The 12,415-nt window shown below is 30.9% G+C and carries 12 protein-coding genes; all 12 read left to right on the top strand.

The features are described from left to right. The first annotated feature begins 14 nt into the window (after nucleotides 1-14). The 12 genes from ilvA to argH all read left to right on the top strand — a co-directional run bounded on the left by ilvA (nucleotide 15) and on the right by argH (nucleotide 12,366). Entirely contained in the window at nucleotides 15-1,277 is a 1,263-nt protein-coding gene (gene ilvA / locus ABY863_RS01900) for a threonine ammonia-lyase IlvA (protein ID WP_372792563.1), read from the top strand. Nucleotides 1,278-1,533: 256 nt separating this feature from the next. After that, nucleotides 1,534-2,151, top strand: coding sequence for a GNAT family N-acetyltransferase (locus tag ABY863_RS01895; protein ID WP_372792562.1), 618 nt, complete (start codon nucleotides 1,534-1,536; stop codon nucleotides 2,149-2,151). 1 nt (nucleotide 2,152) lies between these two features. After that, nucleotides 2,153-3,340: an argininosuccinate synthase gene (locus ABY863_RS01890; RefSeq protein ID WP_372792561.1), complete on the top strand. Its 1,188-nt coding sequence runs from the start codon at nucleotides 2,153-2,155 to the stop codon at nucleotides 3,338-3,340. Then, entirely contained in the window at nucleotides 3,337-4,314 is a 978-nt protein-coding gene (gene argC / locus ABY863_RS01885; RefSeq protein ID WP_372792560.1) for an N-acetyl-gamma-glutamyl-phosphate reductase, read from the top strand. The genes ABY863_RS01890 and argC overlap by 4 nt, the downstream gene beginning before the upstream one ends. A gap of 23 nt (nucleotides 4,315-4,337) precedes the next feature. Next, nucleotides 4,338-5,132 carry a pyrroline-5-carboxylate reductase gene (gene proC / locus ABY863_RS01880; protein ID WP_372792559.1) on the top strand — a complete coding sequence of 265 codons (795 nt, stop codon included), beginning with the start codon at nucleotides 4,338-4,340 and terminating at the stop codon, nucleotides 5,130-5,132. An 11-nt stretch (nucleotides 5,133-5,143) separates the two neighbouring features. Beyond that, nucleotides 5,144-6,271 carry an aspartate aminotransferase family protein gene (locus ABY863_RS01875; RefSeq protein WP_372792558.1) on the top strand — a complete coding sequence of 376 codons (1,128 nt, stop codon included), beginning with the start codon at nucleotides 5,144-5,146 and terminating at the stop codon, nucleotides 6,269-6,271. Then, complete coding sequence (locus ABY863_RS01870; protein ID WP_372792557.1) at nucleotides 6,271-7,467, top strand: glutamate-5-semialdehyde dehydrogenase; 1,197 nt, start codon at nucleotides 6,271-6,273, stop codon at nucleotides 7,465-7,467. Before ABY863_RS01875 ends, ABY863_RS01870 begins: the two co-directional genes overlap by 1 nt. Continuing rightward, complete coding sequence (proB, locus tag ABY863_RS01865) at nucleotides 7,451-8,227, top strand: glutamate 5-kinase (protein ID WP_372792556.1); 777 nt, start codon at nucleotides 7,451-7,453, stop codon at nucleotides 8,225-8,227. The genes ABY863_RS01870 and proB overlap by 17 nt, the downstream gene beginning before the upstream one ends. A 1-nt stretch (nucleotide 8,228) precedes the next feature. Further along, nucleotides 8,229-9,176 carry an N-acetylornithine carbamoyltransferase gene (locus ABY863_RS01860; protein WP_372792555.1) on the top strand — a complete coding sequence of 316 codons (948 nt, stop codon included), beginning with the start codon at nucleotides 8,229-8,231 and terminating at the stop codon, nucleotides 9,174-9,176. Between the two features lie 57 nt (nucleotides 9,177-9,233). Then, a complete protein-coding gene (gene argB, locus ABY863_RS01855; protein WP_372792554.1) occupies nucleotides 9,234-10,019 on the top strand; it encodes an acetylglutamate kinase in 786 nt (261 codons plus the stop codon). Further along, nucleotides 10,016-11,077 (top strand): M20 family metallo-hydrolase, encoded by a 1,062-nt coding sequence (locus tag ABY863_RS01850; protein ID WP_372792553.1) that lies wholly within the window; start codon nucleotides 10,016-10,018, stop codon nucleotides 11,075-11,077. The genes argB and ABY863_RS01850 overlap by 4 nt, the downstream gene beginning before the upstream one ends. Before the next feature lie 11 nt (nucleotides 11,078-11,088). Continuing rightward, a complete protein-coding gene (gene argH / locus ABY863_RS01845; RefSeq protein ID WP_372792593.1) occupies nucleotides 11,089-12,366 on the top strand; it encodes an argininosuccinate lyase in 1,278 nt (425 codons plus the stop codon). The last annotated feature ends 49 nt before the right edge of the window (nucleotides 12,367-12,415 follow it).

The raw sequence follows: 12,415 nt of genomic DNA, 5'->3' as shown, positions 1-12,415 counted from the left end.
TACATATTTAAATTTTGAGTGAAACTATAAAAAATAGTATTTCATTAGAAAAAATTTATAAAGCTCAGCAGAGCATCAAAGGAGTTGTTGAAGCAACTCCTTTGGTTTTTATGAAGAATTTTTCTGAGTATTACCAAGCCAATATTTACTTTAAAAGAGAAGACCTTCAGGTGGTTCGTTCTTATAAAATTAGAGGTGCTTTTAATAAAATTCAAGGGTTATCAAAAGATCAGCTTAAAAGTGGAATTGTATGCGCTAGTGCAGGAAACCATGCACAAGGGGTTGCTTATGCTTGTGAAAAGTTAGAAGTTAATGCCACTATTTTTATGCCTGTAACAACACCCCATCAAAAAATTGATCAGGTAAGAATGTTTGGTGGTAAATATGTGGATGTTCGTCTTTTTGGAGATAGTTTTGACGACAGTCAAAAAGCGGCTGATGAATTTTGTATTGCCAAAAATAGCATATTTGTGCATCCTTTTGATGATTTAGAGGTAATTGCAGGTCAAGGAACGGTTGGATTAGAAATTTTAAACGACAGTGATTATCCAATTGATTATTTGTTTATGCCAGTTGGTGGAGGAGGCTTAGCTTCAGGTGTTGGAAGTGTATTTAAAGCTTTAAGTCCTTCAACCAAATTAATTGGTGTTGAACCAAAAGGAGCTCCTTCATTAACTACTTCATTAGAAAAAGGTTTAAACACAACACTTACTGAAATTGAAAAATTTGTTGATGGTGCGGCAGTTAAACGAATGGGGGAAATTACATTTGAATTATGTAAGGAATTTTTAGATGAAACTGACACTATTTGTGAAGGACTTATATGTTCAACTATTTTAAAAGTTTACAATGAAAATGCTATGGTGGTTGAGCCAGCAGGAGCATTATCCATTGCAGCTTTAGAACAGCATAAAGATAAAATAAAAGGGAAAACGGTTGTTTGTGTAGTAAGTGGAGGTAATAATGATATTACCCGAATGGAAGAAATGAAAGAACGAGCATTGTTTTATGAAGGATTAAAACATTATTTCATTATCAAATTTCCACAAAGAGCTGGAGCTTTAAAAGAATTTGTTGTAGATGTTTTAGGTCCAACGGATGATATTGCTTATTTTGAATACACAAAAAAGCATAACAGAGATAAAGGTCCGGCAGTTATTGGAATTGAATTAGAATCGAAAGATGATTTTCAGCCTTTGGTTGAAAGAATGAGGCAGAAAGGATTTTTGGGAGAGTATTTAAATGAAAATCCTGAGTTATTTCAGTTTTTAATTTAAAAGGAGAGATTGAAAAACATAAAATGTTAATAATGGATAGCTTAAAGAAGAATATTGTTAATTATTCAACAAAAAATCATTTGTATTGATATATTACGTAATATTGCACCAATGAAAACAAGCAGTTTACATACTACTTTAGTACGCTTTTTCTCTCGCCGCCCCTTGAGGGCTTAACTATTTATGGAATTCGGTGAGTCCGGTTCCCTTTTCAAAAAACATCAAATTTTAATTATCAAAATAAAAAAAGTAATCAATGAAAGTTGTTATTGCTAATAAATCGCATATTCAATATGCTGAAATAATTTGTGAAACCATTAAGGAGTCTGCAAAGGTTAGAGGTACCGGTATTGCTGCACGAACTCCTGAATACATTTCTAAAAAAATTAGTGAAGGAGATGCTGTGGTTGCCATAGATGACGATAAATTCGCAGGGTTTTGTTATATAGAAACGTGGGATAATAATTCGTTTGTAGTAAATTCCGGGTTAATTGTACATCCAGATTATAGAAACCAAGGTTTAGCTAAAAGAATAAAAAAGAGAATTTTAGAATATTCTCAGGAAAAATATCCTGATGCAAAAATTTTCGGAATTACTACGGGTTTAGCAGTTTTAAAAATTAATTACGAATTAGGGTATCAACCAGTAACTTTTTCAGAGTTAACAACTGATGAAGCATTTTGGAATGGTTGTAGAACTTGTAAAAATTTCGATGTTTTGACGCGTACAGAACGAAAAATGTGTTTATGTACAGGAATGTTATTTGATCCAAAACACGAAAAAAACATCAAACAACATGATTATAATTCAAAAGTTTTAAGCAGATTAAAAAAGATTAAGCAAGCATTATTTCTGAAAAAAAATAAAGAATAAAATGGAAAAAGTAGTACTAGCATATAGCGGAGGTTTAGATACTTCATATTGCGTAAAATATTTAATAAACGAATTAAATTTAGAAGTACATAGTGTACTTGTAAATACAGGAGGTTTTTCAACTGAAGAATTAAAAGTAGTTGAGAAAAAAGCATATGAAATGGGAGTTACTTCTCATACAAATAAAAATATATTAGATGAATATTATAATAAAGCCATAAAATATATGGTTTTTGGAAATGTTCTAAAAAATAATACATACCCATTGTCTGTAAGTGCTGAAAGAGTTTTTCAAGCTATTAAAGTGGTTGAATTTGCAAAACAAATTGGAGCAAAACACATTGCCCATGGAAGCACGGGAGCAGGAAACGATCAGGTTAGATTCGATATGATTTTTCAAACGTTGGCTCCAGCTATAAATATTATTACACCTATTAGAGATTTAAAATTATCTAGACAAGAAGAAATTTCCTATTTAAAAGAAAATGGGGTTGATTATCCATGGGAGAAAGCAAAATATTCAATTAACAAAGGTATTTGGGGAACAAGTGTTGGAGGTGTTGAAACATTAACATCACATTTACCATTACCAGAAGATGCGTATCCAAGCAAGTTAGAAAAAACAACACCAACAAATATTAAATTACATTTTGAAAAAGGGCAATTGGTTGGAATGAATGATGAAATGGATACTCCTGTAAATACCATTTTAAAATTAGAAGCAATTGCTTCAAAATACGCAATAGGTAGAGATATTCACGTTGGAGATACCATTGTTGGAATTAAAGGAAGAGTTGGTTTTGAAGCAGCGGCAGCTACAGTAATTATTAAAGCGCATCATTTGTTAGAAAAACACGTGCTTTCTAAATGGCAACAAAATTTAAAGGAGGGCTTAGGAAGTACTTACGGAATGTTATTACATGACGGTCAATATTTTGAGCCTGTAATGAGAAATATAGAAGCATATTTACAAGATTCTCAAAAAACTGTTTCTGGCGAAGTATTTTTAACCTTGAAACCTTATCACTTTAGTTTAAATGGAATTGAATCTAAACACGATTTAATGAAATCTAAATTTGGTGAATATGGAGAAACAAATAAAGCTTGGACTGCAGAAGATGCTAAAGGTTTTATTAAAATTTTAGGAACACCTAATAAAATTTATCACAGTGTAAATTCAGAATTATGATTAAAGTTGGAATAGTTGGAGGCGCTGGATATACTGCAGGGGAATTAATAAGATTATTGATTAATCACCCGCACGTGGAATTAAATTTTGTGTATAGTACTTCAAATGCTGGAAACTTTATTTATCAGGTTCATCAGGATTTATTAGGAGCTTTAGATTTAAAATTCACAAATGAAATCAATCTAGAAGTTGATGTGTTATTTTTATGTTTAGGACACGGGAATTCAACTGCATTTTTAGAAAATAATTCATTTTCACCTTCAACAAAAGTGATTGATTTAAGTAATGATTTTAGGTTGAATGCTGACGCTGTTTTTCAAGGAAAAGAATTTGTATACGGACTTCCTGAAACTCAAAAAAGTGAGATAGAAAAAGCAAATTACATTGCAAATCCAGGTTGTTTTGCAACAGCAATTCAATTAGCATTATTGCCTTTGGCAAAAGAAGGTTTAATAAATAGTTCAGTGCATATAAATGCAACAACAGGCTCAACAGGAGCTGGAGTTTCGCCAATGGAAACAACACATTTTAGTTGGAGAACTCAAAATTTTTCAGTGTATAAAGCATTTACGCATCAGCATTTGGGTGAAATAGGAGAAAGCATAGCTGCACTTCAAAAAGATTTTAATCAAGAATTATTTTTTATTCCTAATAGAGGGAATTTTAGCAGAGGAATTTTCGCTTCTATCTATTTAAATTTTGATGAAAGTATAGAAAAAGCCTATAAATTATTTGAAGATTTTTATAAAGATGCTGTTTTTACACATGTTTCTAAAACACCAATTCATTTAAAGCAAGTGGTGAATACAAACAATTGTTTTATTCATTTAGAAAAATATAAAAACACCTTATTGATTACTTCAGCAATTGATAATTTATTAAAAGGAGCGTCTGGACAGGCAATTCAAAATATGAACTTACTATTTGGATTAAACCAAACAGAAGGGTTAAAATTAAAAGCTAATTATTTTTAGCAAAAACTGTATAAATCTAAAAGATGAAGGTAGCAATAATAGGAACAGGAAATCTAGGATATTCAATAGCAATTGGTATTTTAACACAAGATAATTTTAAGTTTAAAAATTTATATTTAACTAAGCGAAATATATCATCCTTAGATTCTTGGAGCAAATTACCCAATGTTATTATTTCAACTGATAATAAAAAAGCAGTACAATTTTCTGATGTTATTATTATTGCTGTGCAACCAAATCAGTTACAAGGGGTTTTAGAGGAAATCAAAGATTTTATAAACCCAAAGCGACATACAATTATTTCTGTTGTAACGGGTAGACAAATTAAAGAAATAGAAGGTGTTTTAGGAGAAGAAATGGCAATAATTAGAGCAATGCCAAATACAGCTATTTCTGTTGGACAATCAATGACTTGCTTAAGTTCTAATATAGAAGGAAGTAAAAACATTGAGAGTGCTAAAACAATATTTAATTCCTTGGGAAAAACCATGTGCATTGAAGAAAGGTTAATGCAGTCAGCCACCGTAATTTGCGCAAGCGGTATTGCATTTTGGATGCGTTTAATTAGAGCAACGGCTCAAGGTGCAGTTCAGCTTGGTTTTCATGCAGAAGAAGCGCAGGAATTAGCTGTGCAAACATGTTTAGGTGCAGCTAGTTTATTGATTAAATCGGGAAATCATCCAGAGCAAGAAATAGATAAAGTTACTACACCAAGTGGATGTACTATTGCAGGTTTAAATGAAATGGAACACCAAGGATTAAGTTCTTCAATAATAAAAGGATTGGTAACTTCATTTGAAAAAATTAATCAGATTTAAAAACGTTAAAAATGGAATTATTTAATGTATATCCGTTGTATAATGTAACTCCTGTAAAAGCTGAAGGAGTGTATGTTTGGGATGAAAATAACACAAAATATTTAGATTTGTATGGAGGACACGGAGTAATTTCTGTTGGGCATACACATCCAAAATATATAACTACTTTAACTAATCAGCTTCAAAAAATTGGATTTTATTCCAATTCAGTTCAAATGCCTTTACAGGTTGAATTGGCTCAAAAATTAGGAAAGTTGTCAGATTGTGAAAATTACAATTTGTTTTTGTGCAATTCAGGAGCCGAGGCAAATGAAAATGCGCTAAAATTGGCATCATTTATCACTGGAAAAAGTAGAACAGTTTCTTTTAATAATGCTTTTCACGGAAGAACTTCAGCTGCAGTATCAGTAACAGATAATAAGAATATAAATGCACCCATAAATTTACAGCAAGAAGTTACATTTTTACCGTTAAATAATATTGAATTAGTAATTCATGAACTAGGTAAAAATGATGTAGCAGCAGTAATTATTGAAGGAATACAGGGAGTTGGAGGTTTAGATGAAGGAACTACTGAGTTTTTTAAAGAGGTTCAGGAAATATGTAATAAAAAGAAAGTACCCTTAATTTTAGATGAAATTCAATCTGGTTATGGTAGAAGTGGAAAGTTTTTTGCTTTTCAATATCACAATATTCAACCAGATATTATTACAACTGCAAAAGGAATGGCAAACGGATTTCCAATTGGAGGCGTATTAATTTTAGATAAGTATGAGGCTAAATTGGGAATGTTAGGTACAACTTTTGGAGGAAATCATTTGGCTTGCTCAGCTGCTATTTCGGTTTTAGATATTATTGAAAATGAAAATTTAATTGAGAATGTAAATGAAGTTTACAAATATTTCTTGAAAGAAATTAAATCAGTTCCACAAGTAAAAAAAGTAAAAGGAAGAGGTTTAATGTTGGGTGTAGAATTTGATTTTGAAGTTGGAGAGCTTCGAAAAAAATTAATTTTTGACAAACACATCTTCACAGGTGGCTCTAATAATAAAAAATTATTGAGAATTTTACCTCCCTTAACTATAAATAAAGAACAAGTCAATATTTTTATAAATGCATTAAAAGAGGTTTTAGTTTAATGAGTAAGCTATTAACATATAAGCAAAGAAATAGTGTTTTAGCATCTATGGCTCAATTAATAGCTTCAGAAAGAGCTGCTATTTTAAAAGCCAATAAAATAGATGTTGAAAATTATGCTGGTGAAGACATTGCGATGTATGATCGTTTAAAAGTTGATGATTCTAAAATTGAAGGAATGATTTTATCATTACAACAATTAATTGCGGATGTTGACCCAATAGGGAAAGAACTATACAATTTCACGCACGAAAACGGGTTGAAAATGACTAATAAAACAGCACCTTTCGGAACTGTTTTAATCATTTATGAATCTAGGCCAGATGTAACTGTTGAAGCTGGCGGAATTGCATTTAAATCTGGAAATAAAATCTTGTTAAAAGGTGGAAAAGAGTCACTAAATTCAAATTTAAAAATCGTTGAATTGTGGCATAAAGCATTGGCAGAAAATAATATTTCAACAAATTGGGTGGAATATTTAAATTATAACAGAGCCGAAACACAGGCTTTTTTAGAACATCCAACTCAAAAAGTAGATTTAATTGTACCTCGTGGAGGAGAAAAATTAATTGCTTTTGTAAAGAAGCACGCAAAATGTCCGGTAATTGTAAGTGGTAGAGGAAATAACTTTGTGTATATAGATACTGAAGCCGATTTAGAAATGGCATTATCAGTAATTATAAATGCAAAAGCTTCAAAAATATCAGCTTGCAATGCATTAGATAAAGTGTTAATAAATACTCATTTAATGGGCAAAGGTGCTTTTATTAAAACCTTAATTGAAAAGTTGATTGATCATAAAGTTGAAATTTTAGGGGATGCTGAAATCTCTAAATTTGAAAATGTTGCAGCTTTTGAAGATTCAACTATTTGGTTTGAAGAGTTTTTAGATTATAAAATTGTTTTAGGAGCGGTGAATTCTTTAGATGAAGCCATTTCAAAAATAAATACCTACGGAGGAGGACATTCGGCGGTAATAATTACTAACAATGATGAAACTGCTCAAAATTTTATGGAATCTGTAGATTCAGCTGCTGTATACCAAAATGCATCAACTCGTTTTACAGATGGTGGTCAGTTTGGTTTGGGTGGCGAATTAGCAATAAGCACCGATAAATTGCACCATAGAGGTCCAATGGGGTTACAACATTTAGTTACTAACAAATGGTACGTTTACGGAAATGGGCAAATTAGGTAAAAAAAGAATTTTATTAAAAATTGGTTCTAATGTTTTAACAAAAGAAACCAACCATATGTCTCGTGGAAAAATTGAAGATATTGCCTGTCAAATTGCAGATTTAAAAGAGGAGTATGAGTTTGTAATTGTAACATCTGGAGCTATTGCAGTGGCTAAACAATTTGTACAGTTAGAGAGTAATGGAAAGGAAATAAATGTGAAACAAGCGTTGGCATCTATTGGTCAGCCACATTTAATGCGTATTTACCAAGAAAGTTTTAGAGAACTAGGTTTGTTAACTTCGCAGTGTTTATTGTCATATTCCGATTTCAAAAAAGAAGAATCACGTACAAACATAAAAAACACCATAAATGTATTGGTTGAAAATAGTTACATTCCAATTATTAATGAAAATGATACCGTAGCAACGGATGAAATTAAATTTGGTGACAACGATAAATTATCAGCATTAACAGCAGCGCTTTTAAATGTTGATTTATTAATTATTGCAACCAATACTAATGGAATTTACACCAAAGAATCTATGAATTCAGAAAAAGTAAAAACCATTAGAGAAACTTTTGATATTCAATTGTTAAGAGATCAAATTCAAACTTCGGTTTCTTTGCACGGAACAGGTGGAATGTCAACAAAAATTGAGGCGTCCGAAATTGCACAAAATGCGAGTATTGAAACGTGGATAGTAAATGGATTAAATGATAATTTTGTTGTGAATGCAATGAATAATAAAAGTGAATTCACAAAAATAAAAGTGAAATAAAATGCAACATTATACCAATATAAACGAGTTAGATAGCTTACAAAATACAGTGAAAGAAGCTATTGGTTTGAAAAAAAATGAATTAAAATTTAAATTTCTTGGTGAAGGAAAAACTATTTGCTTGTTATTTTTCAATAATAGTTTGCGTACACGTTTAAGCACTCAAAAAGCAGCTCAAAATTTAGGGTTGAATACTGTTGTTATGAATTTTGGAAGTGAAGGTTGGCAGCTAGAGTTTGAAGATGGTGTTGTAATGGATGAAGATAAATCTGAACACGTTATTGAAGCAGCACAAGTAGTCGCACAATATTGTGATATTGTTGCAATTAGAGCGTTTGCATCTTTAAAAGATAAAGAAAAAGACAGAGCAGAAGTTGTGATAGAAAGCTTTAAAAAATATGCTGGAATTCCGGTTGTAAATATGGAAAGTGCCACAGGTCACCCTTTACAGGCTTTGGCAGATGCAATTACAATGGAAGAGTATAAAGTTTCTCATAAACCAAAAGTGGTTTTGTCTTGGGCGCCACATCCAAAAGCGTTGCCACATGCAGTTGCCAATTCTTTTATTGAAATGATGAAATTGCAAGACGCAGATTTTGTAATTACACATCCTGAAGGATATGAGTTAGATCCTGAAATCACAAAGAATTCAAAAATTGAATACAATCAAAATAAAGCTTTTGAAAATGCAGATTTTGTGTATGTTAAAAACTGGAGTTCTTTTAAAGACTACGGAAAAGCAGTAAATAAAGATGCAAATTGGATGGTGACTGCAGAGAAAATGAAGTTAACCAACAATGGTAAATTTATGCATTGTTTACCTGTTAGAAGAAACGTAATTGTTGCTGATGAAGTAATAGATTCAGAAAATTCAATAGTTATTCAACAAGCAAATAATAGAACCTATTCAGCACAAATTGTATTGAAAAAAATATTGGAAAACCTATAGTATTTAATGTTGTCACACTGAGCCTGTCGAAGTGTTCTCACAAATAGCAAAAAAACAATGAAAAAACAGCTTTTAAAAATAATAAAAATTGGAGGAAATGTAATTAATGATGAAATTGCATTGAGTTCATTTTTAAAAGATTTTGCAGCTTTAGAAGGTTCAAAAATATTGGTGCACGGTGGAGGTAAAAAAGCGACAGAAGTTTCATCAGCCATGGGTTTACAGCCAAAAATGATTAATGGAAGAAGAGTAACTGATGAAGCAACTGTAGAGGTGGTAACAATGGTATATGCCGGTTTGTTGAATAAAAAAATTGTAGCTCAATTGCAACAATTTAATTGTAATGCTTTAGGATTGTCAGGAGCTGATGCTAATTGTATTTTAGCGCATAAACGTGTGGTTAAAGACGTAGATTATGGTTTTGCAGGTGATGTTGATGCTATAAATGTAGATTTTATTAATGTTTTGTTACAGAATAATGTAACGCCAGTTTTTTGTGCGATTACACATGATAAAAAAGGGCAATTATTAAATACAAATGCAGATACGATTGTTTCAGAAATAGCAATAGGAATGAGTAAACTATACAATACGGAGCTAAATTTTGTTTTTGAACTGAACGGTGTTTTAAAAACTATTGAAGATAAAAATTCAGTAATAACACATATTAATTCAGAAAAATATAAAGAATTAATTGACGCAGGAATTATTGCAGATGGGATGTTGCCAAAAATGCATAATTGCTTTAATGCATTAGAAAAAGGGGTAGGAATAGTAAAAATTGGAGATGCTTCGTTGGTGCAAAGTGAAACTAAATTATACACAACATTAAGCTTAAAATGATGATAGAAAATTTAACTCAAGAAGCTATTGAATTATTGAAAAAATTAATTTCAAAGCAGTCTTTTTCAGGAGAAGAAAATGAAACAGCTTTATTAATAATGCAATGGTTTTCTAGTCATAATATTAAGTTTGAAAGCGATAAACACAATGTTTGGGCGAAAAACAACTATTATGATGCTTCAAAAAAAACAATTTTATTAAATTCTCATCATGATACCGTAAAACCTAATAAAGGATATACACGTAATCCGTTAAGTCCAAATGTTGAAGATGGTAAATTATATGGTTTAGGAAGTAATGACGCTGGCGGATGTTTAGTTTCATTATTGGCAACTTTTACATATTTCTATAACAGACAAGATTTAAAGTATAATTTTGTAATTGTAGCTTCTGCCGAAGAAGAAAACTCTGGACCGAATGGATTAAATTCTATGTTAAAAATTATTCCTGAAATAGATTTTGCAATTGTTGGTGAGCCAACTTTAATGAATTTAGCGATTGCTGAAAAAGGGTTGATGGTTATGAATTGCAAAGCTAAAGGAACTTCTGGTCACGCAGCACATGGAATTGCAGATAATGCTATTTATAACGCAATTGAAGATATTCATTGGTTTCAAACATTTGAGTTTCCAAAAGTATCTGAAACACTTGGTAAAGTAAAAATGACTGTTACACAAATTGAAGCAGGAAGTCAGCATAACGTAATTCCTGCAAGTTGCAAATTTGTTGTTGATGTTCGAGTTACAGATGTATACACCAATCAAGAAGTTTTTGATATTATTACAAAAAATGTAAAATCTGAAGTTTGTCCAAGATCATTACGATTAAATTCATCATCAATTCCAAAAGAACATGCAATTGTGCAAGCTGGAATTAAATTAGGAAGAGAAACTTATGGTTCTCCAACACTTTCAGATCAATCTGTATTAAGTTGTCCATCACTAAAATTAGGTCCTGGACAAAGTTTACGTTCCCACACTGCTGATGAATTTATTTATATAAACGAAATTGAAGAAGGAATTGATTTGTATATTAAAATATTAAAAGAAATTTTATAATGAAAAAAAGCATGAAACTTTGGGACAAAGGATTTTCAACCGATAAGAAAATAGATTTATTTACTGTAGGTAACGACAGAGAACTTGATTTAATTTTAGCAAAATATGATGTTATTGGAAATGTTGCACATGCAAAAATGTTGCACAGCATTGGTTTACTTACTGCGGAAGAATTAAACTTACTTGAAGTAGAATTGGGCGCTATTTTAGGAGACATAGAAAATGGAAAATTCAAAATTGAAGATTCTTTTGAAGATGTTCATTCTAAAATTGAGTTTTTATTAACTGAAGAGTTGGGTGATATAGGAAAAAAAATTCATACAGCGAGGTCAAGAAATGATCAAGTTTTAGTGGATGTTCACTTGTATTTAAAAGATGCATTAAATGAAATTAGTGAAGAGGTTGATGCACTTTTTAACCTGTTAATCTCATTAGCAGAACAATATAAAAATGTTTTATTGCCAGGTTATACACATTTACAAATTGCAATGCCATCATCTTTTGGTTTATGGTTTTCTGCGTATGCAGAAACTTTAATAGATGATATTTATTTCATAAAAGCAGCATATAAAGTAGCGGATCAAAACCCATTAGGTTCAGCAGCAGGTTATGGAAGTTCATTCCCAATTGATAGAGATTTTACTACAAAAGCATTAAATTTTGAAACGTTGAAGTTTAATTCTGTGGCTGCTCAAATGGGTAGAGGAAAATTAGAAAAATCAGTTGCGTTTGCTATTAGTTCTGTGGCAAGTACATTGTCTAAAATGAGTATGGATATTTGTTTATATATGAGTCAGAATTTTAGTTTTATTTCATTTCCAGATGAATTAACAACAGGTTCAAGTATTATGCCTCACAAAAAAAATCCAGATGTTTTTGAATTAATTAGAGGGAAATGTAACAAATTACAAGCACTCCCATACGAGTTTACTTTAATTACAAATAATTTACCAAGTGGATATCATAGAGATTTACAATTGTTGAAAGAAGGTTTAATTCCATCGTTTTCAACTTTAAAATCTTGTTTAGAAATGTTAACCTATTCATTAAAAAATATTCAAGTAAAAGATAATATTATTGAAGATGAGAAATACTTATACTTATTTAGTGTAGAGGAAGTTAATAAGTTGGTTCAAAGCGGAGTACCGTTTAGAGATGCCTATAAAATTGTTGGTAAAAATATTCAAGAAGGTACTTTTAACCCAGATAAAAAAGTAAAACATACACACAAAGGAAGTATTGGTAATTTGTGTTTGGATGAAATTGTAGCTAAGAAAAATAGGGCTTAACTAAAAAAATTACCCAATGTCATATTGAGCCTGTCGAAATATATTAATG

It is taken from the genome of Lutibacter sp. (genome assembly GCF_041562875.1).
Taxonomy (GTDB): domain Bacteria; phylum Bacteroidota; class Bacteroidia; order Flavobacteriales; family Flavobacteriaceae; genus Lutibacter.
Note: the sequence above shows the minus strand (reverse complement) of the source record. Positions and strands in the feature narration are given on the sequence as shown.

Coding starts and splice junctions, on each gene's coding strand:
- ABY863_RS01875 (WP_372792558.1), top strand. CDS start 5,144: ATGGAATTATTTAATGTATATCCGTTGTATAATGTAACTCCTGTAAAA.
- argC (WP_372792560.1), top strand. CDS start 3,337: ATGATTAAAGTTGGAATAGTTGGAGGCGCTGGATATACTGCAGGGGAA.
- ABY863_RS01850 (WP_372792553.1), top strand. CDS start 10,016: ATGATGATAGAAAATTTAACTCAAGAAGCTATTGAATTATTGAAAAAA.
- proC (WP_372792559.1), top strand. CDS start 4,338: ATGAAGGTAGCAATAATAGGAACAGGAAATCTAGGATATTCAATAGCA.
- proB (WP_372792556.1), top strand. CDS start 7,451: ATGGGCAAATTAGGTAAAAAAAGAATTTTATTAAAAATTGGTTCTAAT.
- ABY863_RS01870 (WP_372792557.1), top strand. CDS start 6,271: ATGAGTAAGCTATTAACATATAAGCAAAGAAATAGTGTTTTAGCATCT.
- ABY863_RS01860 (WP_372792555.1), top strand. CDS start 8,229: ATGCAACATTATACCAATATAAACGAGTTAGATAGCTTACAAAATACA.
- ABY863_RS01890 (WP_372792561.1), top strand. CDS start 2,153: ATGGAAAAAGTAGTACTAGCATATAGCGGAGGTTTAGATACTTCATAT.
- ABY863_RS01895 (WP_372792562.1), top strand. CDS start 1,534: ATGAAAGTTGTTATTGCTAATAAATCGCATATTCAATATGCTGAAATA.
- argB (WP_372792554.1), top strand. CDS start 9,234: ATGAAAAAACAGCTTTTAAAAATAATAAAAATTGGAGGAAATGTAATT.
- argH (WP_372792593.1), top strand. CDS start 11,089: ATGAAACTTTGGGACAAAGGATTTTCAACCGATAAGAAAATAGATTTA.